Annotated in this window: 21 protein-coding genes; 3 read left to right on the forward strand and 18 right to left on the reverse strand. The window is 38.4% G+C overall.

The features are described from left to right. Window positions 1–2: 2 nt before the first annotated feature. From ACFX4N_RS07380 to ACFX4N_RS07400, 5 genes are read right to left on the reverse strand one after another with little or no spacing between them, the layout of a single operon-like run. Entirely contained in the window at window positions 3–1646 is a 1644-nt protein-coding gene (locus tag ACFX4N_RS07380) for a peptide ABC transporter substrate-binding protein (protein WP_057274597.1), read from the reverse strand. Between the two features lie 23 nt (window positions 1647–1669). Next, the gene (locus ACFX4N_RS07385) at window positions 1670–2668 is read right to left on the reverse strand and encodes an ABC transporter ATP-binding protein (protein ID WP_013056184.1); all 999 of its coding nucleotides are present in this window, start codon (window positions 2666–2668) and stop codon (window positions 1670–1672) included. Between the two features lie 4 nt (window positions 2669–2672). Beyond that, window positions 2673–3611 (reverse strand): ABC transporter permease, encoded by a 939-nt coding sequence (locus ACFX4N_RS07390; RefSeq protein WP_013056183.1) that lies wholly within the window; start codon window positions 3609–3611, stop codon window positions 2673–2675. A 1-nt stretch (window position 3612) separates the two neighbouring features. Next, entirely contained in the window at window positions 3613–4542 is a 930-nt protein-coding gene (locus ACFX4N_RS07395; RefSeq protein ID WP_013056182.1) for an ABC transporter permease, read from the reverse strand. Between the two features lie 14 nt (window positions 4543–4556). Then, window positions 4557–5381 (reverse strand): M55 family metallopeptidase, encoded by an 825-nt coding sequence (locus tag ACFX4N_RS07400; RefSeq protein ID WP_029324155.1) that lies wholly within the window; start codon window positions 5379–5381, stop codon window positions 4557–4559. Between the two features lie 252 nt (window positions 5382–5633). On the opposite strand from ACFX4N_RS07400, the gene ACFX4N_RS07405 reads away from it, so the two are divergent. Beyond that, window positions 5634–6929 carry a purine/pyrimidine permease gene (locus tag ACFX4N_RS07405; RefSeq protein WP_013056179.1) on the forward strand — a complete coding sequence of 432 codons (1296 nt, stop codon included), beginning with the start codon at window positions 5634–5636 and terminating at the stop codon, window positions 6927–6929. Window positions 6930–6959: 30 nt separating this feature from the next. On the opposite strand, the gene ACFX4N_RS07410 is transcribed toward ACFX4N_RS07405, so the two are convergent. The 3 genes from ACFX4N_RS07410 to ACFX4N_RS07420 all read right to left on the reverse strand — a co-directional run bounded on the left by ACFX4N_RS07410 (window position 6960) and on the right by ACFX4N_RS07420 (window position 13164). Continuing rightward, complete coding sequence (locus tag ACFX4N_RS07410) at window positions 6960–11165, reverse strand: tetratricopeptide repeat protein (RefSeq protein ID WP_192100624.1); 4206 nt, start codon at window positions 11163–11165, stop codon at window positions 6960–6962. Window positions 11166–11332: 167 nt separating this feature from the next. Then, window positions 11333–12574: a bacillibactin exporter BcbE gene (bcbE, locus tag ACFX4N_RS07415; RefSeq protein WP_013056177.1), complete on the reverse strand. Its 1242-nt coding sequence runs from the start codon at window positions 12572–12574 to the stop codon at window positions 11333–11335. Between the two features lie 302 nt (window positions 12575–12876). After that, a complete protein-coding gene (locus ACFX4N_RS07420) occupies window positions 12877–13164 on the reverse strand; it encodes a hypothetical protein (RefSeq protein ID WP_013056176.1) in 288 nt (95 codons plus the stop codon). Between the two features lie 277 nt (window positions 13165–13441). On the opposite strand from ACFX4N_RS07420, the gene cspD reads away from it, so the two are divergent. After that, entirely contained in the window at window positions 13442–13645 is a 204-nt protein-coding gene (cspD, locus tag ACFX4N_RS07425; protein ID WP_013056175.1) for a cold-shock protein CspD, read from the forward strand. A 59-nt stretch (window positions 13646–13704) separates the two neighbouring features. Here cspD and ACFX4N_RS07430 read toward each other — a convergent pair whose 3' ends face one another. The 3 genes from ACFX4N_RS07430 to ACFX4N_RS07440 are packed head-to-tail and all read right to left on the reverse strand — an operon-like array spanning window position 13705 to window position 14899. After that, window positions 13705–13977 (reverse strand): DUF2564 family protein, encoded by a 273-nt coding sequence (locus ACFX4N_RS07430; protein WP_013056174.1) that lies wholly within the window; start codon window positions 13975–13977, stop codon window positions 13705–13707. A gap of 56 nt (window positions 13978–14033) precedes the next feature. Continuing rightward, window positions 14034–14216 carry a zinc-finger domain-containing protein gene (locus ACFX4N_RS07435; RefSeq protein WP_013056173.1) on the reverse strand — a complete coding sequence of 61 codons (183 nt, stop codon included), beginning with the start codon at window positions 14214–14216 and terminating at the stop codon, window positions 14034–14036. A 29-nt stretch (window positions 14217–14245) separates the two neighbouring features. Continuing rightward, window positions 14246–14899: a ribonuclease H family protein gene (locus tag ACFX4N_RS07440; RefSeq protein WP_041816515.1), complete on the reverse strand. Its 654-nt coding sequence runs from the start codon at window positions 14897–14899 to the stop codon at window positions 14246–14248. A gap of 219 nt (window positions 14900–15118) precedes the next feature. Here ACFX4N_RS07440 and ACFX4N_RS07445 point away from each other — a divergent pair, with 219 nt between their 5' ends. Continuing rightward, window positions 15119–15517, forward strand: a complete 399-nt coding sequence (locus ACFX4N_RS07445; RefSeq protein WP_013056171.1) for a reverse transcriptase-like protein — start codon at window positions 15119–15121, stop codon at window positions 15515–15517. A 6-nt stretch (window positions 15518–15523) separates the two neighbouring features. On the opposite strand, the gene ACFX4N_RS07450 is transcribed toward ACFX4N_RS07445, so the two are convergent. The 7 genes from ACFX4N_RS07450 to ACFX4N_RS07480 all read right to left on the reverse strand — a co-directional run bounded on the left by ACFX4N_RS07450 (window position 15524) and on the right by ACFX4N_RS07480 (window position 22465). After that, on the reverse strand, window positions 15524–15799 hold the full coding sequence (locus tag ACFX4N_RS07450; RefSeq protein WP_029324151.1) for a DUF6123 family protein: 276 nt from the start codon (window positions 15797–15799) through the stop codon (window positions 15524–15526). A gap of 61 nt (window positions 15800–15860) precedes the next feature. Further along, window positions 15861–16322, reverse strand: a complete 462-nt coding sequence (locus ACFX4N_RS07455; RefSeq protein ID WP_013056169.1) for a divergent PAP2 family protein — start codon at window positions 16320–16322, stop codon at window positions 15861–15863. 130 nt (window positions 16323–16452) lie between these two features. Next, on the reverse strand, window positions 16453–16767 hold the full coding sequence (locus tag ACFX4N_RS07460; RefSeq protein ID WP_013056168.1) for a hypothetical protein: 315 nt from the start codon (window positions 16765–16767) through the stop codon (window positions 16453–16455). 105 nt (window positions 16768–16872) lie between these two features. After that, window positions 16873–17130 carry a DUF2533 family protein gene (locus ACFX4N_RS07465; RefSeq protein ID WP_013056167.1) on the reverse strand — a complete coding sequence of 86 codons (258 nt, stop codon included), beginning with the start codon at window positions 17128–17130 and terminating at the stop codon, window positions 16873–16875. Then, a complete protein-coding gene (locus ACFX4N_RS07470) occupies window positions 17127–17900 on the reverse strand; it encodes a nucleotidyltransferase domain-containing protein (protein WP_013056166.1) in 774 nt (257 codons plus the stop codon). Before ACFX4N_RS07470 ends, ACFX4N_RS07465 begins: the two co-directional genes overlap by 4 nt. Before the next feature lie 5 nt (window positions 17901–17905). After that, entirely contained in the window at window positions 17906–21523 is a 3618-nt protein-coding gene (locus ACFX4N_RS07475; protein ID WP_057274595.1) for a dynamin family protein, read from the reverse strand. Window positions 21524–21907: 384 nt separating this feature from the next. Then, a complete protein-coding gene (locus tag ACFX4N_RS07480) occupies window positions 21908–22465 on the reverse strand; it encodes an isoprenylcysteine carboxyl methyltransferase family protein (protein WP_013056164.1) in 558 nt (185 codons plus the stop codon). Window positions 22466–22467 lie beyond the last annotated feature (2 nt).

A 22467-nucleotide genomic window follows, 5' to 3' on the forward strand; every position in this document is an offset into this window, starting at 1 on the left:
CTTTACTGTTTATCTGCCCACTTCAAATCTAAATAGCCAACAGGATGACGAACAATTCCAGATACGTTATCTTTGATTAAAAACACATAGTTGTAGAAATGGATAGGAATGATCGGCATCTCATCAAATAAAATACCTTCTGCTTTATACATAAGCTCAAAACGTTTTTTATTATCCGTTTCGTTCATAGCTTGTTTAATTAACTCATCATATTCTTTATTGCTCCAAGCTGTACGGTTCATTGAATGACCCGTCTGGAAGCTCTCTAAAAAGTTAATTGGATCTGCATAATCAGCTAAAAATGAACTTCGTGACAGCTGAAACTTTAACGCTTTTTGTTCTTCTTGGAAAACATTCCATTCCATATTGGCAAGCTTCACATCTACGCCTAGATTTTCTTTGAACATTTGCTGCAGTGCTTCTGCTATTTTTTTATGCGTATCGTCTGTACTGTATGTTAGCGTAATAGCTGGCAGCTTTTTATATCCTTCTTCTTTCATTCCTTTTTTCAGAAGTGCTTTTGCTTCTTTGCCATCTGTTTTTAATAAGTCGCCGCCCGTTTTGCGGAAATCCTTTCCATCTGCATCTTTAAATCCGTAAGATACGAACCCACGAGCTGGTTTTTCTTTATTCTTTGTAACAAAATTAACAATTTGATCTTGATCTACAGCCATTGCAAATGCTTTACGGATATTTTTGTTTTGAAAGGGCTCTTTATCTAAGTTAAAGCGATAGAAGTAAGTTCCCGCTTGGTCTTCGATATGAACATCTCCATCTTTCAGCAGCTTTTCACTTAAATCCGATGGAATTTCAGAAACATCTAGTTCTCCATTTTGATACATTTGATATTCTGTGTTTGTATTTTCAACAATTACCCATTTTACCTTGTCGAGCTTTACATTTTCAGCGTCCCAATACTGATCGTTTCTTTCCATGACTAGATTACTGTTATGCTTCCATTGAGTTAATTTGAAGGGACCATTAGCAACAAACGAATCTGCTTCTGCAAACCATTTCGGATTTTTTGTTGCTACTTTTTCATTAATTGGGAAGAACGCTGGATTGGAAACTACGCTTAAGAAATAGGCTTGAGGGCTTTTAAGCGTAACTTCAAAGGTTTTGTCATCTAGCGCTTTTACCCCTACTTGATCAGCACTACCTTTACCCGTATTAAATTCTTCTCCACCTTGGATGAAATAACCTAAAAATGCCGCTGGAGAACCCGTCTTAGGATCTAACAGCCTCTTCCAAGCAAATACGAAATCACTTGCTTTCACGTCATCTCCATTTGACCATTTAGCATCTTTTCGTAAATGAAACGTATAGACCTTTTTGTCCTCAGAGATATCCCATTTCTCGGCCATTGCTCCTTCAGGCTCATCGCTTTTTCCTAAACGAGTCAGCCCTTCCATTAAGTTATTAAGCATATTCCATGAATATGAATCAAATCCAATAGGTGGATCAAAAGACGTAGGTTCTGCGCCATTATTCATATAAAGGACCTTACCGTCTTCTTTTGCTGTACTGCTTTTCTTTTCTGGCTCCGCGCCTGAATCTTTTGTGGCCGTACAGGCAGCAAGTGCAAATATAAGTACACACATCATTAGTAAAGACCCTATTTTTTTCATCATTTCCCCCTCTTTCATAAGTTCTCTATTCATCTATAAATCTAGCTTATAGTTGCTACAAATTTTTGGGCTCTCTCATCTTGAAGCCAGCAGTGCACTTGGTGACTTTCTTTCAGCTTTGTCGACGCAGGATACATGCGGTCACACACTTCCATTACGTAAGGACAGCGAGGTGCGAACGAACATCCGGATGGAGGTGCAAATAAATCGGGAGGTGATCCTGCAATAGGCACAAGTTCACTTTCGTATAAATCTAACCGAGGAACTGAACGCAGCAATCCTTTTGTATACGGATGCTGCGGCGTATAAAAGATGTCTCTTCTTGTTCCAATTTCTACAATCTTTCCTGCATACATTACGGCAACACGGTCAGCTACCTGAGCAACTACACCTAAATCATGGGTAATTAAAACAATAGAGACATCCGTTTTCTGCTGAATATCCTTAAACAATTCTAAAATCTGCGCTTGTATCGTGACGTCAAGAGCTGTGGTAGGTTCATCAGCAATGAGCACTTCGGGATTGCATACAAGAGCCATTGCAATGACAATACGCTGTCTCATTCCCCCGCTAAATTCATGAGGATATTGCTTTAGGCGTTCTTTAGGATTTGGAATTCCGACTAGCTCCAGCATTTCAAATGCTTTTTCTTTGGCTTTTTCTTTTGAAATGTTTTCATGTTGCATAATATTTTCTGCAATTTGCTCACCTACGCGAAGAGTTGGGTTAAGCGCAGTCATAGGATCCTGAAAAATCATCGAAATATCAGCGCCTCGAATGTCTCGCATTTTCTTTTCTGATAGTTTCGTTAAATCCTGGCCTTTAAATAAAATAGATCCGCTTGTGATCCTGCCCGGAGGTGTCGGAATTAACCTCATAATACTTTGAGATGTTACGCTTTTTCCGCACCCTGACTCTCCGACAATCGCTAGTGTTTCTCCTTTATGTAAATCAAAACTAACGCCTCTTACAGCTTGAACTCGCCCTCCGTAAGTTGAAAACTGTACGTGTAAGTTTTTGATTTGGATCATTTTTTCCATTTGCTTACCTCCTTAATTTCGGATCAAGTGCATCTTGCAGTCCGTCTCCAAGGACATTAAAAGCAAACATGGTAAGAGAAATAAAAAAAGCGGGAAAAAACAAACGCCACCAATAGCCTGATAGAATCGTTGATAAACCATCGTTTGCCATTACTCCCCAGCTGGCATAAGGAGCCTGTACACCCAGCCCTAAAAAGCTTAAAAAAGCTTCAGCAAAAATGGCAGTTGGTACGGTTAGTGTCATTTGAACGATAATCGGCCCCATCGTATTTGGAAGCAGGTTTCGCTTAATGATACGACTAGTTTTTGTTCCAAACGTTTTGGATGCAAGCACGTATTCATAGTTTTTTATTTGCAATACTTGCCCCCGTACAATTCTCGCCATCCCGATCCAACCTGTAACGGAAAGTGCCACAATAATCGTAGAAAGCCCGGGGCCCATGACTACCATTAGTAAAATCACCACTAATAAATAAGGAAGACCGTATAAAATTTCAATTACGCGCATCATGACATTATCTGTTTTTCCGCCTTTGTAGCCTGAGAATCCCCCGTAAATGACACCGATGATAAAATCAATAAGCGCTGCCATGAGTCCTACAAATAAAGAGATTCTAGCTCCATACCATGTCCGAGTGTACATATCTCTGCCTAAGTCATCCGTTCCAAACCAATGACTAGCTGAAGGAGGAAGGTTTTGCTCTGTAAAAGAAGCTTTCGTTACACTGTAGGGTGAAAACATAGGACCGAATATAGCCATCACAACGAGAATGACTAAAAAAAAGAGACCCAGCATGGCCAACTTGTTTTTTACAAGCCTGCGCCAAGCATCATGCCAATAAGAAAGACTCGGCCTTACAACTGCTTCAGCTTCAGATTTCTTTTTTTTCTTTGGCACAAACCACTCATCAGGAATTTGCTTATACTCCTGTTTTTCCAGCACGTTATCCCTCCTTCTTATACAGTTTGATTCGTGGATCAAGTATTCCGTAAGCAATGTCTACTAAAAAAAGCATAATGATGAGAATCGAACTGTAAAAGACCGTCGTGCCCATAATTACCGGGTAGTCTCTCGTATTAATACTGTCCACAAAATATTTTCCCATGCCAGGAATAGCAAAGATTTGTTCAATAACAAATGTGCCGGTTAATACGCTGGCTGCAATCGTTCCAAGAACTGTTATAACGGGCATTAAAGCATTTCTAAGCGCATGCTTAAATACAATTTTTACTGGCGAAAGCCCTTTTGCACGCGCTGTTCGAATATAATCTTGAGTTAGTACTTCTATCATGCTTGAGCGAGTCAAACGTGCAATAATAGCCATAGGACCTGTGGCAAGAGCTAGAGTCGGAAGAATCATATGTAAAGGGCTTGTCCACGTAGCGGCAGGTAAAATTTTCAAATTGACAGAAAGCTGTTGAATTAACAACGTGGCCATAACAAAATTTGGAACCGACAATCCGATAACTGCTATGCTCATCGCCATGTAATCAATTATTCCATTCCTTCTAAGAGCAGCGATAATGCCTAGTGTAATACCGGAAATCACCGCAAGAATTAACGTCACCATTCCAAGTTCAAATGACACGGGAAACCCTCTTCCTAAAAGGTCGTTAACCGTTTGAGACGGCTGTTTAATGGAAGGACCAAAGTCAAAGGTAACAATGGATTTTAAATAAAGAATATATTGCACAGCTAGCGGCTCATCTAAGTGATAAAATGATTCCAGGTTTTTTTGAACTGCATCGCTTGTCGCTCGTTCTTCATTAAATGGAGATCCAGGAATCGAATGCATTAAAAAGAAGGTTAAGGTCACAATTACCCACAGCGTAACAAGCATGGATAAAAATCGTTTCAAAATATAACTTTTCACCTTTATCCCACCTTCTAACAGAATGTTGTGCGCGTAGCTAATTCAGTCATAACAAGCATGGCCTGATAAGCTTCTAAAATATCTTTTGCTTGAAACCGAACGGTCGTCGTTCCAGGCTCAATTTCTGTTCCCGGCATTAAATGCGCCCACTCTGCTTGACCATAATTTGCAAATTCTATTCGTAAGGTTGGATGTTTAGGTGGATTTAAAGGTTTAACAAGGTGTTTGTGTTGAATAGCTGCGGCTGTTTTTTCTTGAAGTAATTGTTCTGCTTTCTTAGGGGTTAATGTTTTGGCTGCAGAACGTGAAATGGCCTGTTTGACGATAGCGGTCGTCACGTTTGGAATAAGCTGCTGTGCTTCCAGCGCCGTTTGGTCATCACCGGCTACCATTAAAACTGGCACGCCGTAATAGCCTGCGACGTATGCGTTGAAGCCTAACTCTCCAATATTCGTATCGTCTATGTACATATTGCGAGCACCAAATATCATTGAATGAGACATGACACCAGGCATGGATGCTTTAGCATGATACCCTAGAAACATAGCACCATCAAAAGTCTGATCTAATCCCTGTACCATTGAATATGGTTTTACGCTCCCTGAAATAAGCTGAGTTTCTGGATGAAGCCGTTCAACAAGGAGATTATTCATACTCGAATGACTGTCATTTACCACAACTTCTGAGCACTTTTCTCTAAATCCTGCATAAATTACTGCATTTGCTTCATCCGTCATTATTTTGCGGCTTCTTTCATAATTTTCTTTCTGTCGCAGAACATTTGTGTGATCGACGAGTCCCGTAATTCCTTCCATATCAACCGACAGGTATAGTTTCATTTGTCTTATTCCTCCTCCTTCCTTGACTGTTAGTCAGTTCATTATAAATTATTCTTATGTTTATAATTTATAATTGTAAGAAAATTATAAATTATCTTTCTTCTTTTTACAACAATATATTGAATTTTTTGACACTTCATTCATCTTCCTTTTAACAAGATATCGCTTACAAATTGGAAATCCCATGGTAAAATAATAGAGCAGCCTGTTGGTTCATTCAGCCGCTCGTCGGCATTAATTGAGGTGTTAAGAATGTTTCGAGTTTCCATTGCTTCACTACAATGGTTTTTATTTATGATTTCTAATAGTATGATTGTTCCTATTGTAATTGCTTCTCAGTTTCATTTAAACGCAGCGGATTCTATTCAATTTTTACAGCGAACGTTATTTATTTTAGCTTTATCCGGGCTCTTGCAGGTATTTATAGGGCATAAATACCCAATCATGGAAGGGCCAGCTGGCGTTTGGTGGGGCGTCTTTTCTCTGTATGCGAGCCTTGGAACCGTTCTGTTTGGTTCTCACTCTGAAACGCTCCGCGTGCTGCAGTTCACCCTCCTTATAAGCGGGATAATTGCTATTTTGATGAGCCTGCTTGGTCTCATTGATAAACTAGCAAAATACTTTACCCCGACAGTTACCGGTACATATTTAATTTTATTAGTGACGCAGCTAAGCGGTTCCTTTTTAAAAGGAATGTTTGGCATTACAGAAATGAATTCAGCTATTAAACTTCCAATTGCGCTGGCTTCAGCTGCGATTTTGCTGCTGACTTTTTATTTATTATCGCACCGGACGTTAAATAAGCTTAGCATTATTATTAGTATTGGTGTAGGCTGGGGAGTATTTGCAATACTAGGGTTAGCTAAACCTATCGAGTTTCAGGCGCAGTTATTTTACATACCTAAAGTGTTCGTATTTGGAGCTCCTCGCGTTGAATGGAATATGGTTGTTACTGCTTTTTTTGTGACGCTCATTTTAATTACAAACATGCTCGCTTCTATTCGTGTTGTTGAGTCTGTTTATAAGCACAAAGGAGAAAAAATTGAAAAAGACAATATTAAGCGTTCCGGGATGGTTTCGGGTATAAGTCAGCTGCTTGGAGGATTGTTTTCAGGTGTCGGTGCCGTTCCTATTTCAGGTTCCGGTGGATTTATTTCAGCTACAAATCTTTATAGCCGAGTTCCTTTTATTGTAGCATCGTGTCTTTTGCTTTTTCTGAGTATCTTTACTCCTTTAACGTCCATTATGTCCGCTCTTCCTCCTGCCGTCGGATACGCGGCAATCTTTCCTGTTTTTACAGGTATGATGGCTCTTGGAATTGGAGAATTCAAGCATGCCAAACAGCCCGAAAAAGCAATGAAAAAAGCCGGTATTGCGTTGCTGTCGGGGATAGGGGTTATGTTTTTGCCTTCTCAAGCTTTTTCAACACTGCCTCCTTTAGTTACTACGTTTTTAAGCAACGGATTAGTTCTTGGCACCATTATCATTCTTACACTGGAAATTTCCGAATCCATTTCTTTGAAAAGACAAGGTGCAAAAGAGGGATAAAAAAAGAAGCTGAAACCCAGCTTCTTTTTTTTACCTTCTTACCGTTAATCCTTTTAGTTCATCGTCTTCCATAGCCATTTCATAAAATTCTCCCGTTTCATCGTGCGCTAAAACATAATCCAACTCTTCCTGAGCAGAAGCAGTTTTTCCAAGAACAGCTAGATAGCATGCCAAGTTATAGCGAATAAAAAGATCTTCGTCTCCACTTTCTACTCTGGTTATCATAAGCGAAGCTGCTGCTTCCGTTTCACCTTCTAAATGATACGCGATACCTAAATCGGTATACATCCCTTCATACTCTTGACGCTGTTCAATTGCTTTTTGAAGAAGCTGAACAGTTTCATGATAACGTTCCGTTTTATTATATAGTTTTGCTAATCCTGCATATATGTCAGGCTGATAAATCTCCTGCTGAAGTAATTCTTGAAAAGCTGCCTCCGATTTTTCTACCTCTTCAAGGCTACTCAAAATAAATGCTCGGTATATCTGCAAATCTATATGATATGGCTGCTGTTCAAGAAGTTTTTGAACTAAGTTTAGCGCTTCATGTGCAGCCTGTTCATTTTCATGGATATTAACGAGTATATTGGCTAAATGATAGGCAACATCAAAATCCCAGCTTTGATGCAGCGATTTTTTCAGCACGGTGATGCTATCTTCAATCAATCCTTTCTCTTCGTAAAAAGCCGCAAATGCATGCACAGCCTCTTTATTATTCCGATCCGTTTTTATAGCCAGTTCATACAGTTCAATCGTTAAGCCAAGTAGCGTAACCGTTTTTGCTTTTGCTTTGAACTTTGCTAAGCTTCGTTTGAAGATAGATCCTTGCTGCTCTTCTACGATCGAATCGGCATACTCATTTAAAGCCTCCGCTGCGTTTTTAAACAGCATGCTTTTGCTTCGTTTTTCCATTTTTATCTTTTTAAAATTTGCCGTAAGCCCGGACAGTTTTTTTCCATTTGGAAAGCTAGACATGAACGTTTGAAATAGAGCGTAATCTTCCGGATCCTCACTTAGTAGCTCTGTAAGAATTGTTCTAGCTTCTTCATATCTATGCTCCATGATGAGCCATTTTGCCTGATGATGGCGAATAACAAGATTCTGTGGATCTAGTTCAAGCGCCTTCTCTAAATACGTTTCAGCCTGTGAAATGTCTCCTTTTAGGCGATACACATGAGCTTGGCTGTCAGCGAGCCATTGGGGCAGCACAATTTCCTCTACGCTTTTTAATACCTCTAACAGCTCTTCATACTCTTTCCCTGTTTCACAAAGTGAAGCTGCGTGCTCAACGTTTACTTCCATAGGATTCAGCTGTATCCATTGAAGCAGCCAATTCCTTTCAGCCGTTCGATTTTGTTCTTCACAAGCCATTTCGGCAAGCTTCATACAAGCGGCTTCAAATGTTTTATCAAGAGTTAAGCATTTTTGGAAGGCCTCTTTTGCTTCAGTGATGCGATTCATTGATTGATATATTTCACCTAACCGATAATATGGCAAAGCATCTTGCTTGATACGAAGCGCTTGCTGATAAAGTTTCTCACTTTTTGTTAGCTGCTTGGCTTGTTCGTATAATATACCTAAATAGCACATGTACAAAATCTCATTAGGGTGCTCTTGATGTTCTCCAGTTAAGAACTTAATTCCACGAGTCAGTAAAGCCGTGTCTTCTAAATAATTCGTATATGCTTCTAACACTTCATCTAGCGCTGTTTGAGCAAAATGAATTCCTTCTTCATAAAGAGCAAATCCAAACTCTATCGTTTGGTTGTCTAGCTTCTTCTCTTTTGCTGCATCTAAAAGCATGCTGCCTGCATCCAACATGACGTCGCTGTTCGATGAAAACTTCTGCGCAATAAGCGTGAGCGTATCAACGGCCGTTAAATGTTCATCTGTTTCTAGATACGCATAAGATAAGCCCAAATACATAAGGGCATCTTCTTCTATTTTTAAGCCTTCTTTATACAGAGCAATAGCTTCTTCGTACCTTTGATTCGCGACGTATAAATCGCCTAGTCTTCCTCGAATTGTCATGTCGCTCGGGAGATGCTTCATGCCTTCTTTGAGATAGCTTTCAGCTTCGTCTGTTTTTTCTAGTTGATATTGTAGCAAATCAGCTATCGAAAGATATGGATAAGGGACAGTGGGTAAAAGCTGTTTAGCTACTTGAAATCCCCGGTAAGCTTTACGAAACTTTTTTAAATGTTCATCACAACGGGCTCTTTCAAACCAGCTGTGCGCATCTTTTGGGTTTTCTTTTAATAACGCGTCGAAAAGATTTCTGGCTTCTGCGTATCTTTCTTTCTCCATTAAAATAAGTCCGTGATTCATTTGTGTATAAGATTCATCGCCATACATATTTAAGGAAATAGTCGAGCATTCAAAAGCCTTTTCGAGGTTTCCTTTGTACATATATGCAAGTGCTAAATAGCTCCAGTTCAAGTGCTGCTCTACGTCTAATTGCAGCGAGCTGCGCAGTGCTTCAACAGCCTCATCATATTTCTCTTCATCCAGCGCAATTCTTCCTTTAAGATAGTGATAAAAAGAGCTATGCTTTTTGTTATCTACGTGGTGTAACAAGGAAGATGCTGCCTTACTGTCGTCAAGTTTAAAAAAGGCATATGCGGCGTGAAGCTTAAGATAATCGTGATTGCTATATTTCTCTAACACATGATTAATACACGTACGAATATAGGCTTCATGCTCTTTTCTGTACAAATGCTTCATACTGTAAATAGAGGCAAATGGAACATGCTCATTTGCTTTTAATAAAGAAACGAGATCGTTAATGTGTGCCTCTTCATCCGCTTCAACTAGTTCGATTAAGTCATACAGCTGACGAATAAACACATCTTGCTCTTTAGAAAGTGAAGCGAGATCCGCTGCCGCTTTAGAAGCAACAATTGATAAAAACCCCGAATTAGCGTAATGCTGATCAAAATTTTTATATTCTACATACGTTGGACTTAGAAAATTAGCATCCTGTACATGAAAAAGTTCAAGTTCATCATCATAGCCAAATACAACTTGAACGTGGGAAGCTTGTTCAAATTCCAGACTGACCAAAATAGGCAGCCCTTTGTCTAATAGTTCTTTAAACTGTTCAACTGTGCCTGTAAAAAACATCGCTGCAAAGCCAAGAGATTCAAAGTAGCTCACCGCAGTTGACAGTTTGGATCCTAAGCCTCCGTAAATACGCGTTCCAATCTCATCCTGTGTTTTTTCGGTATGTAAAAGCCTTAACATCATACTCATACTGGCTGGCACGCAATAATTATCTTTTTGAACAATTGGTACAATAGGAAGCTTGATTGTACTGATTCTATCGTCTGTATGCTTTCCGATTAATTTTTGGTAAGGTGAATCTTTTAAACATCGCTTAGTCGAGAGCAGATGCGTAAGCTGAGATTGCTGCTGCTGCTCAAAATAAATGTCGGCGCGCAGCAGCGTAAAAAAATCTTGATAATCGTGATAGGGTAACTTTGAGTTGATAAATTCAATGGTTTCAAGCAAGAGAGAATACTCTTTTAAATCTTTTAATCGCATCACTTTATCCATATATAAAGACGGAAGCTGTGGATAGCGGACAATAGCCTCGTTAATTGTTTCAAGCGATTGTTTATGCTTCCCTTCATACGCATATAAGTCTGCGAGCATTGCATAGCAAAAATCTCCATTCTCTTTATATGTCGTTCCTTCTTTTAAGCAGGATTCAGCTTTTATTCTGTCGTTGAGCTGCAAATAAAAATATCCCCATCTGTCAGCCATACCCTTTTGATTATGTGACGTTACTTGTTTCATCCACTTAGAAGCTTCATCCGCTTGTTTCATTTCTAAAAGAATTCTTACCTTTAAAAAATAGATTTTCTCAAGCTGTTCCTCTTTAACTGATTCCGTATCCAGCTGAGAAATTAATACAGAAAGTCTATCATCAGCGTCGAGTATCTTGCCTTCTCGCAGGAGATCATCACAATAAAGAGTCACCATTCGAATCGAGCCAAATCGACGATAGCCATATGTCGTTAACATTCGACTTAAACGATTTAATAAAGCTTCATCACAAAAGCGGATAAGCTCGTACAGCTCTTCTTCCGTTTGTAAGTTTGTTAACCATTCTTTCACAATCCCCGCAAGGCTCTTTGATTGAAGGCTTTGTACTTCTTCTGTTATATACGCTACAAGATCAAATATTTGATAATGATCCACCATGCTTTTTAATTTCTGATAATTTATACTCAATTCAAAACCACCTTATTCAATAAAATAAGAACTATTGCATCTGCTGTCTATAAATTGAAGTATAAGAAATTTCAAGGATTTTTTCTAGACACAATATAAATTTAAGCATATTGACGGGTCTTTAAATAGCAAAGAGCTGTCTTTTATCATAAGACAGCTCCATAAAATCACACTTCAGCTTTCTTCAGTTTTACGCCGCCTTCAGGTTTTGGTTTGATAGCTTTTAAAACTAAAATGGCACCTACTGCACTAATCCCTAGAGACGTTTGGAACACAGCCATGTCCGACCACTTCATAAGCAATGTATAAAGAGGAGGGCCAGCTGCTACTCCGACAAAGCGCATCGAACTGTAAAGAGACGTAATGGTTCCTCTCTCTTCCTTTTCAATTCCTTCTGTAATAAGCGCATCAAGACTAGGAAGAGCTGCTCCAATTCCAATTCCACCAAGCACTAAAGTGAGTAAAATACTAAAAAGAGACGTATTAAAAAATAAAATGATGAAAGAACACGTTAACAATAAAAAGCCAAAAAAAGCAGACCACTTCATAACGATTTTATTGTTTCCAACTTTTTTCCCCGCCACAAAAGAAGAAATAGATAAAGCGAGCAAAGGAATAGCCATCACTAAACCTTTTTTCGTATTCACAATATGATAACGCTCCTCTAGTATGGTCGATAGGTAAAATAAAACACCGAATAATACAAGCATAATAATGGCGCCTAAAATAAAAATAGCCATAAGCCATCCAATATTTTCTTTGAGCGTTTTCTTCAAATCCTTCAAAAACTGCGTAATACTTTTCTTTTTTTGTTCAGATTCAGAAGAACTATCATTTTTCGGAACTTTTACTAAAAAGATAACCAAAAGAATCGAAATAAGGCAAAGAATAGGAATGAACCAAAAAGGAAGAAACCAAATCATAGCCGCTAAAAAAGCTCCCAGTATTGGGCTTAGTACTTTCCCAAACGTATTAGCTGTTTCAATTAAACCTAGTCCTTTTGTAATTTCTTGCTCGTCTTTGAACATATCTCCTACACAAGGCATCACAACAGGCATAGCTCCTGCTGAACCTATTCCTTGAATCGCGCGGCCAATTAAAATAACCCAGAAAGGATTGGCCATTTGCCATGAAGCCCAGCCTGTTAAAGCCCCTCCTGCTGCAGCAAGCAGCAAACTGGGAATAATAATTTTCTTGCGGCCAAATCGATCTGATAAATAACCAGCAATCGGGATTAAAAAAATAGCGAAAATTGAGTAGACCGTGATAATCATGGATACCTGCAGCGAGCTTATCTGTAGACGTTTTTCAATCACCGGCAATACCGGAATTAACATTGAATTTCCGAGGGTCATGATAAGTGGCACAGAAGCAAGAGCAAGTAAATCCAATTTTTTTCTACTTTCCATAGCGTCCTCCAAACCTTACTTCTAATTAACGTCACAATCACACGTTTTTCAATTTAAGCTTTATAAAACCTCTCGTGTTCATTGATTTTAAAGCTTAACTATCTCATTACATAAGATGATGTGTATCTATATTTTTTAGCTAAAAAGGTGATTGCTATTCATGGTTTCACTGTTCTTCTTTAATTTATTGAACTTTGTTATTTATCCCTGTTAATACTTGTAAAATCGCATATTTTTAATCCTATATATGAAGAAGCGTACGAGTATCTCCGTACGCTTCTTCATATATAGGTGTCATCTTGTTACACTACTTCACCTCGATGACCATCTCCATCATACATAAACTGTTTATCAATGATATGTTCGATATATATGGTTGTCAAATCACTTTTTTTCACTTGAGCTACAATTAATCCTAACGGATCGCCAATGGTGAAGCTTGTTCCATTTTGAAACATTAGCAGCTGCTCATTTAAATGCAATACTCGCTTATAAATTTGCTCTTTCTCTAGGTTGCTGCGGCTCTTTGCTGCTTCGAGCGTTGAAAATAACAAAATGATTTCTTTTCCATTTACTTGTGTACGATACATACACGACCCACTCCTTATCACCGCTTTAAAATTATGCTGACTATACTTTTATTATAAACTAAATTTTCAGTTATTTTTCATCTCATAAGAAATTTTTTTAGTTATAATTGTACTACGTCCACGTTAAATAAAAGTTAAATTTTCAGAAAAGTTAAATTTTAATGTTGAAATTTTATTTCTTCTTATTATATAATATAAACAATCATTTACCTCAATTGGAAATGATAATTCGAGTTTCAGCAGCATGAGGCTGCACAGTACTAGGGGGATTCAAGTTATGCAAAATGGTAAAGTAAAATGGTTCAACAATGAAAAAGGCTATGGCTTTATTGAAGTTGAAGGCGGCAGCGACGTGTTTGTACATTTTTCTGCCATCCAAAGCGAAGGTTATAAATCCTTGGAAGAAGGACAAGAGGTATCTTTTGAAATTGTAGAAGGCAATAGAGGCCCGCAAGCCGCTAATGTCACTAAGCTATCATAAATAGATCTTTTTATTTTATAGTAAAAGAGACTCTTTTCCGAGTCTCTTTTTTGTTATACCTAGCGTTTGGCCTCAGTAAGCTGCTGTTCACATGTTTGAATAGACTGCATGCACTGCTGAAGAAATTGCTCGTCTACTCCTGTGCCATGAGCTTTGGCAGATTGAAGCTGTGCTTTTGCATCATTAAGCGCATTCGTTGCCTCTTCAAGCTGCTGAGGACTCATACTCATCGTAGCTGTCCCAATCATCTTTTGAGCAGATTGAATAGACACTTCTACTTGCTTTAAATCATTATATCCTGTTGTTACTTCTTCATTTGAAAACTTATCCATTGAAAGAACACCTCCATATGGATAGAATGAAGCTGCTGCCGGCAAATTATACACGCTTACTTTTTAGTCAGCAAATCTCCATACTGCTTAATTTTTTCTCCTACGGTACACTCTTTAATACAAAACGTCTGAGCGTATGTTTTGCCCTTTTCTTTATTAAACGTTTTTTTTACAAAACAATCACTACAGTAGTAATCCAATAACTCCGTTACTTCTTCTAATAATTGTTTACGTTCCACTCTCGTTCATCTCCATTTCGTTCTGTGTGTTACACTTGCTTCCTGCTAGCAATTGGTATCCCTTGAAGAGCTTGAGTAGCAAGCTGGTCAGCCTCTTCATTTTCCTTCCTTGAAATAGGCTCATATACGGGTCGGATACCAAGTTCCTGCATTTTATCTTCTATTCGATCTAAGTACCGATTAAACTCTTCTTCGAAACAGGGCCACTCCCCAGCCAGCTGATTTAATACAACCTGAGAGTCACCTCTAAACGTTACAGGTATATGATGAACACCAAGTTCCTCAAGCACTTGTATTAAATAATAAAAAGCAGCATACTCTGCCTCATTATTTGATTCAATCTCTTGCAACCTTGAGTTGCGTCGTATTCGGTAAGAGTTGTTGTTCTGTTTAAAATAAATCACAACCCCAAGCCCCGCTAAGAGCGTATCATGCTCATAGCCTCCGTCAAAATATGCCACAATATCGTGAGGCTCTGTCTGTACTTCCTGTAAGAGCTTTTTCGCTTCTTTTACAGTCCATTTTTGCTGTTGCTCATCAAGTAGAAAAATTTCCTTCGTTCGACCTGTTTTTTCTAAATCACCCACAATCATTAGCGCCTCATTCGCATCTGTGAAATCGGATGTGAAAATTAACTGTTTATGTTTCGAGGATTTATAATGCCATTCAATTTGGAAATTCATAACGAGCATTCCTTTCATCAGCAATTTTGAATTCAACACTTTTTCTGCTTTTTTGTATTTTATCTTCTATTATGTCTTTTCATGACAGTTTTCTTACCTAATAAGCGGATTTTAGCGTTTATACGTGCTAATATAAAATAGCTGAAGTACTTATGATACAATACTATTGATGAAAAAACATGGTTTAAGCTTATATTGTTTTAACAAGGAGGCTGTATGATGATTGAAGTTTATATAGACGGAGCCACTGCTGGCAACCCTGGTCCTTCTGGAGCTGGTATTTTAATTAAAGGAAATGGTGAACATCATCGTTACGCTATTGCTCTTGGGATAATGACGAATCATGAAGCAGAGTACCATGCACTTCTTCATGCATTAAAAATTTGTTTAGAAAAAAAGTATACGAGCGTATCTTTTCGAACGGACTCTCAGCTAGTAGACCGCGCAATGAACCAAGAATACGTTAAAAATAAAGCGTTTGCTCCTTTACTGGAAGAAGCCCTCAAATTGTCCAGTCAATTTGAGTTATTTTTTATAAAGTGGGTCCCTAGCTCTCAAAATGCAGGTGCTGATCAGCTGGCCAGACAAGCCATTAATCAAAAAGAAGCAGGAATGTAATCCTGCTTAAATCATACCTGATGACTTTAAATATTGAATGGCTTGTTTTTGATTGCTAATACGATTTGATGTCAAATTCTCGAGGAGCGATACAAAAAAACTGCCGTCAAATTCTTTTTGTACCTTTAGTGTCCATTCAATTGTAAATATGACCATCTCGTCAGCTGCACGCGTATACTGCTGACCAAATGAAATAAATCCACGTGCATCTTCTGCTAAATGAAAGCCTTTTTCTTCAAGATAAAGAAGATACTCTTCAACGGTTTGAACTGTTTTTGTCACTTTTTCGTCCCATCCTTTTGCAAAGGTTCTTCTTTATCTTAGCTTACTTTTGGCTATTTGACTATGATTTCCCTTCTAAAAAATAGCCAATTGCTCCAAGTGCTACTCCTAAAATGGCTCCGCCAATCACTTCTTCGGGCTGATGCCCAAGCATTTCTTTCAAGCGCTGTTCCGTCAAATCGTGAAAGCCTCCGTCTGGAAGACCCGCAAGCTTTTCAATTTCTTCATCTAACGTATTCACTTTAATAGTAATTTCGCCAGTCTGCCTTCGAATTCCTTGTGCATCGTACATCACAATAATTCCAAAAACAGATGCTAACGCAAAGTCAATCGTAGAAACACCTCTTTTTAACGCTACATAGGTAGCCAAAGAAGATACGCCGGCTGAATGAGAGCTTGGCATTCCACCCGACGCAGCAATCATCCGCATATCCCATTTTCCTGTTTGATACTTTTTAATTGGGATTTTTAAGGCTTGGGCTAAACCGATTGATGAAAGAGCAATGACAATTCCTTTATTCATATTGCTTCACCTCATCTATAGTTTGCGATGGATTGACATCTCGTACCCAAGCAAATATTGCCCAACAAAAAACGCCGGGCTAATCTGCTGACAGAGCAGACTAATCCCGGCGCTTTTGGAAACAGTTCTGTTATTTTTTACGCTTTTTTTGTGCAGCATTATTCATTTTGGCAGATTCAACTTCAGCATAAGAGCCGAATTCTTGGCCATATTGATTATTTGCACTTTTATTAGCTTCTAACTTCTTGTTAACAGAATTGTTTTGGTTTTGTTGCACGTTGAACTCAGAAGCAAACTCCCCAGCATAAGTGTCATTTGCACTTTTTGCACGCTTTGCTTTTTGAGCCTGATTTGCTTTAAACTCAGAAGAGAACTCTTGGTTATAATTATGCTTTGCATTGTTATTCGCTTGCGCATTTTTATTACCTAATTTTTGACGACCCATCGCTATCTCCTCCTATTTGTACCTCGTTGGTACACTATTAGTATGGATCAAGCGGCACGTCATATCCTGTTCAAATTAAGGTAAAAACACCAGAGCTTAGCACGTTTATATTCTTGCTACGTACTCTTTAACCATTTCTTCTGTCACTACTTTACGGCCTGGAATGATGGTATATTTTTGAGACAGCTCATTAATTTCTGCTGTTACAGCATTAATACCGTCTACAGAAAAGGGTTTCCCTTCTTTGCAAAGAAGCACAGCTGCTTCAATAGCTTGCTCGCGTCGAGCTTCTAAACTGGCAAAAGTACGTACTAATTCGTGTTGTTTTTTAGAATGGGCTGAAATTTCTTTATGTACACTCATGTTCGTTCCTCCATTATATTATGCTGAGTTAGTAAAAATAAGTTAATGTCCTCATAACTGATTTGCTTTTCCGGTAATTCTTTTAAGCTTTTTTCTATCGCTGCAGCTTCTTTCTTAATGCTGTCCAAAAAGTTTTTCATCTTTTCATTAAAAGCAACTTTCCCGCTTATCTTGCACTGTACAAATTGCTCAATGATGGATTGCTGCCTATCGTCGAGATTTGCCTGCTTACATAAATCGGCAAATAAAATGACAGGGAAACTGCGCTGCTTTACTACTACTTTCAGTGATAAAAATGCACGAATCAGTTGAAGCATCACTTTTATATCCTCTATTGTAACAGAAGATGTCAGATTTCTTTTACTATTTATCGTTAAAATTTTAAAATAATGATACCCCAGTGCTTTTAAGGAATATGATTGAGCCATCATTTGCCGCAGTGGCTCAGCAAACGATGGCTTCTGATAATAAACAAAAGGCGACCATAGCCACTCATAAAGCGAAGGGTTTGATTTTGTAAACAAATAAACGGTTTTGTACAAATCCCACCCTTGCATATCATAATTGCCTTCTGCTACATTAATGACCTCTTGAGGTCTATTGAGATGAAGATAGCATGATGCTTTATACTTGTATATAAAGCGGACGTCAAAATCACTCGCTGACGTGTCGAGTCCATAAGCACGGCTGCCTGATTCACATGCAAACAAAATTTCCACATTATATTCTTTTTCAATTTCCTGTAAACGTTTATTTATGTGTGTAGACATAAAAATTAATGACCCTTTCTTTCCTCCAATACATGTTCTAGCACCGTCATTGTACTTACCAACTCTTGAATTGGAAATTCTTCAGACACGGCCGCTTGCAGCTGTTTGTAATAATCATACCATTCTTCAGATACAGACTGTTTATGCGCTAAAACGTACTGATTCACTAAATGGGTATAGTGTGAATGAAGAGCGGCTTCTTCTTTCGCAATGTAGTGATTAACATCCGGCTTAATACGTTCTAGTAAAGCAGCGTGAAGCTTTACTTTCTCATTTTTTTCAAAAAAGCTTTTATTGTTTTTATACAGTGAAAGCTCTTTTTGATACGATTCATTCTCATCAAATTGATGACTTGTCACAACTTCACTGCCATTTGGAGGCTCTAACGAGTTCAACGTTGGAGTAAACGTCGGTTCATAGCGCTGTAGCTTTGTAATGATCATTCGATGCCAGTCTTCGATTAATTTTACGATGTATTTTTCGATTCGCAAAGTGGTCGCACGCACTTCTTGCGTTGCGTCGAAGGAAATAGACGTTAACAGCTCCTGCAAACACAGGCGCAGCTGCTTTTGCTTTTCACCTCGATCATCCCTTAAGTTTGCCGGACTGAAGGCTTCTTTAAAGAAGTCATCGTACCTCACAAACAGACGTTTTTTTACATAAAATAAAAGCTCTTCTAATTCTCGGTCAAACTGCTGTTGTTCATATTCAAAATGAATTTCATGCAGTTTTGCTGCTACCTGCTCATTTTTTATGTGAAGAGATTGAATGTATCGCTTTTTATCCACTTCTGATTTTGTTTGCACCTGTTTCATTTCATTGGCAACTGCTAAAATTTGTTCGAAATCTGCATAAACACTTTGGATAGCCAGCTCTGGTAATTCATAATTTATGAAGCGGTAAAACGCATTTTTGAATGGCAGAAACATTTTATCCTCGTGGTTTTGCAAAGCCTGCAAGCTTGATACCGGGTATAAGCGCGGAAAGCGTATACCGTACTGTTCAAGCTGCTCTTTTACGTACGTCTGAACTAACTGCAGCTCTGTATCCGAACTGGCTAGGTCCGCTGCATTTACTAAGAAAAACATTTTATCAAGCGCAAATACATCTTTTACACGGCCAAGCTGAATAAGAAATTCGCGGTCAGCTTTTGAAAACGCATGATTATAATACGTTACAAATAAAATGGCATCTGCATTTTTGATATACTCAAACGCTACTCCCGTGTGTCTCGCATTGATTGAATCAGCTCCGGGTGTATCAACGAGCGTAATGCCTAAGCGAGTAAATTCACAGTCATAATACAGGTTAATAAATTGAACAAAACACGCTTTTTCTTCTTTGGCTACATAATCATGAAATCCTTCTGTATCCACTACTACTTCTGAACCGATATGCTGCTTGACTTCGCCGTAGCCTTTTTCTACTGCCTGTAAAAACGACAAATGCAGCTGCAGCTCTTCTGTTGCCTGCAGGGTTGGAATAATTGTTAGCGCTTCGTCAATTGATTCTACTTCATGATGAAACAGCTTAAGTGCACCATTTAAATCTTGGATCATCTGCTCGTTTGTTTTCATTTGCACAACAGCTGTTTTATGCGGCCGTTTTTCTGTTGGAGGCATAATTTTATTGATGGTTGCTGTTGTTGGATTCGGAGATACTGGAAGTAATCTTTCTCCAATCAACGCATTAGCAAAAGATGACTTACCGGCACTGAATGCTCCGAATAAAGCTACGGTAAACGTTTGATTTGATAGCTTTTTACGCTTTTCTTGAAGCCTGTTAATAAAGCGGTCTAGCTTTCCAAATGAACGGAGCTGTTCGAGAACAGCTGATACATCTTGAAGAACCTTTTCTGTTCCTGTTTTATGCACAGCTTCCTCAGACTGTGAAACTAACTGCTGCTCACTCACAGCTTCTTGCTTTTCTTCAGCTTTCATGATGCCCGTTTCATATTCTTCTTGTAACATATATGACAACTCGTTTGTATCTTCTGCCGTTAGGTCGTCATCAGTTTGCTGTAAAGATTGAAGCAAAGCTTTTGTACGTGCCAATTTTGCTTTCATTTCCTGAAGAGATGTATACGCTTCTTCAAATACTTCACATTCCTGCAAGTGTTGATAAATTTTTTCACGCATTACTTCATCTTGCTCGATTTTGCTCTGTTCGATTTGCGCATAAAGCTCGTATAATAATCGCGTCGCTTTTTTCTTAATATGATCGGCTACATCTTTTGCGTACGTTAAAACATAATCACCATTAATCGTAGCTCCTGCCTTTACCGTTTCAATTAAATCATGCGGCTCTAACGGGATTTCAAACTGCTGAACCTGGCGTATAAGATCCGGGTCGGTAAGATTTTGATTTTTCACCAGCTCTTGCACATATTGCTGCAAGTGCCACTGCAGCTGAGAAGCTGCTCGTTCTTTCATATCATCAAAAAATAACGTCAGCCGCTCTTTTTTTACTTCCTCGGTCTTTTTCTTAGCAAATAAAAGACCTACTTTAAAATCAGGCTTTGTCGTTTCTAAAAACAGCCTAGCTTTTTCTCTCATTTCATATGGTGTTAAATTGGCGTTGCTTAGTATCTTACCTGTTTCTTGTTGGTACGTTTCTGCTAGCTGCTTTTCAGCACGCCTCATTTCCGCTTCTTTTTCGAGAAGCTGCTCTTTTTGCTGCTTATTCATTTCATGGTTCTCAAGCGTCAGCTTATGGCGCAGCTCGTCATGAATCGTTAACTTTTCTTCTTCTTGGTCCTCAATAAAGGCAAGGTGATCGTCAATTAACATTTGCATCGCATGTTGAATATGCTGATGTCGGTTTTCTTTTTCCGTCATCATAGCAAGTAATAGAGATTTTACGTACGAAAGGTCATTATGACGGTTTGTTGGCTCTTTTAACGACGTATAGAAGATTCCTTCTGGTCTCACATTCCACTTTAAAAATGACGTTTCTACAGATTCTTTAAATGCTTGAAATGTTAGCTGATCTTCTTGGTGTTTATCGATTTGATTTACAATTAAATAAAGCGTTTTATTAGCTTCTTGCAGCTGTTTTGCAAATTGAAGATTTAATTCTGCCTGCACATGATTATAATCCATCACGTAGAAAATAACGTCCGCTAAGTGAAGAGCTGACTCGGTCGATACACGATGCGCATCATCTGTTGAATCAATTCCCGGTGTGTCCATCACCACAACACTTTTAGGAATAGCATCTGTATCTATCGATAAATGAATGGACTCTACTTCATCTCCATCCACAGCAAACTGCTTAATTTGCTCATACTCATAAGGCGCTTCATAACGCACCGGCGGCTGTTTGCGGTAATAAACGGTTGCATGCTCATCCCCAGCTTTTACTGATACTAAGTTTGCACTTGTTGGAATAGGACTTGCAGGCAAAATTGCTTGCCCCATTAATTCGTTAATCATGCTCGATTTTCCAGCCGAAAAATGTCCGCAAAATGCTACAACAAATTCGCCGTTCACCCACTTTTTTAACAGCTGTATTGCTTTTGCTGCCTGCTGTTCATCTCCAGCTGCTTGAAATTGCTTATGTAAATGAAAAAGAGATGCTTCCAATCGGAGATTTTCTTGATGTTTCACACTCACTTTACCCATTATTACTCTACCCCTTTTGCCTCATTCAAGACTGTATTTAAATGTTCTCTATCCATCTTCATTTCTGCTTATTCTTTCTCTATTTTACTTGATTCGCATGCGTTTTCCCATAAAAAACTGAATTTTTAGTTACAAAAACAATAAAAAAAGCTGTCAATAATTTGACAGCTTTGCATCGTACTTTTTATTCATCGCATGTATGTTACGCCTTTTGGGCTTTTTCAATATTTTTCATTACATACGTTGTGACGCCAACATATGTAGCAAGTGCTCCGATCACAAAAAGACTAACCATTACGTCCACCACCGTTTCTACTTGATGAAATTGATAATCTTTATCATTTGTTTTATCTTATCATGAAAGATAATCATTTTCAATTAGTTTTAAGATTTTTTTACAGGAAAGAAACGTCCCCTGTTTTGCATCACTTCGCCGTAATTTGTTTCATTCGTTAACGCTTGCTCTTCTAAGGGAATTCTGACGGCTAATATACACAAATTGAAAACAGAAAAAATAGCTAACGTCCAGTATGCCTGAAACATAAGCGGAACTAACACCAATTCTGCCGCTACTACTGCATAGTTAGGGTGCTTCATAAAACGATAAGGACCTCTTAGCACAACCTTCGCATTAGGCAAAACGATAATTTTTGTATTCCAATACTTTCCTAACGAAGAAATAGCCCATATTCTTGCAAGTTGCACAAGCACAAAAAAGCTAAACAACAAAAAAGAAAAGTGATACATTCCATCGTTTAACACATACACTTCCGTAAAAAGAGCAGCAAAAAAAGCGGCATGCATGCTTACCATCCATTTGTAGTGACTTTGACCAGCTTCGTATGCTCCCTGCTTCTTCATCCAAGCTTCATTTCTTTTGGCAATAACCAATTCACATAGACGCTGTAAGATAATAAATACAAAAAAGCTATAAAAAAACAATC

Source organism: Priestia sp. YIM B13551 (assembly GCF_042787905.1).
Lineage (GTDB): Bacteria > Bacillota > Bacilli > Bacillales > Bacillaceae_H > Priestia.

Coding starts and splice junctions, on each gene's coding strand:
- ACFX4N_RS07405 (WP_013056179.1), top strand. CDS start 5,634: ATGTTTCGAGTTTCCATTGCTTCACTACAATGGTTTTTATTTATGATT.
- ACFX4N_RS07475 (WP_057274595.1), bottom strand. CDS start 21,523: ATGGGTAAAGTGAGTGTGAAACATCAAGAAAATCTCCGATTGGAAGCA.
- ACFX4N_RS07400 (WP_029324155.1), bottom strand. CDS start 5,381: ATGAAACTATACCTGTCGGTTGATATGGAAGGAATTACGGGACTCGTC.
- ACFX4N_RS07440 (WP_041816515.1), bottom strand. CDS start 14,899: ATGAATTTCCAAATTGAATGGCATTATAAATCCTCGAAACATAAACAG.
- cspD (WP_013056175.1), top strand. CDS start 13,442: ATGCAAAATGGTAAAGTAAAATGGTTCAACAATGAAAAAGGCTATGGC.
- ACFX4N_RS07470 (WP_013056166.1), bottom strand. CDS start 17,900: ATGTCTACACACATAAATAAACGTTTACAGGAAATTGAAAAAGAATAT.
- ACFX4N_RS07460 (WP_013056168.1), bottom strand. CDS start 16,767: ATGGGTCGTCAAAAATTAGGTAATAAAAATGCGCAAGCGAATAACAAT.
- ACFX4N_RS07455 (WP_013056169.1), bottom strand. CDS start 16,322: ATGAATAAAGGAATTGTCATTGCTCTTTCATCAATCGGTTTAGCCCAA.
- ACFX4N_RS07430 (WP_013056174.1), bottom strand. CDS start 13,977: ATGGATAAGTTTTCAAATGAAGAAGTAACAACAGGATATAATGATTTA.
- ACFX4N_RS07385 (WP_013056184.1), bottom strand. CDS start 2,668: ATGGAAAAAATGATCCAAATCAAAAACTTACACGTACAGTTTTCAACT.
- ACFX4N_RS07445 (WP_013056171.1), top strand. CDS start 15,119: ATGATTGAAGTTTATATAGACGGAGCCACTGCTGGCAACCCTGGTCCT.
- ACFX4N_RS07380 (WP_057274597.1), bottom strand. CDS start 1,646: ATGAAAGAGGGGGAAATGATGAAAAAAATAGGGTCTTTACTAATGATG.
- ACFX4N_RS07465 (WP_013056167.1), bottom strand. CDS start 17,130: ATGAGTGTACATAAAGAAATTTCAGCCCATTCTAAAAAACAACACGAA.
- bcbE (WP_013056177.1), bottom strand. CDS start 12,574: ATGGAAAGTAGAAAAAAATTGGATTTACTTGCTCTTGCTTCTGTGCCA.
- ACFX4N_RS07420 (WP_013056176.1), bottom strand. CDS start 13,164: ATGTATCGTACACAAGTAAATGGAAAAGAAATCATTTTGTTATTTTCA.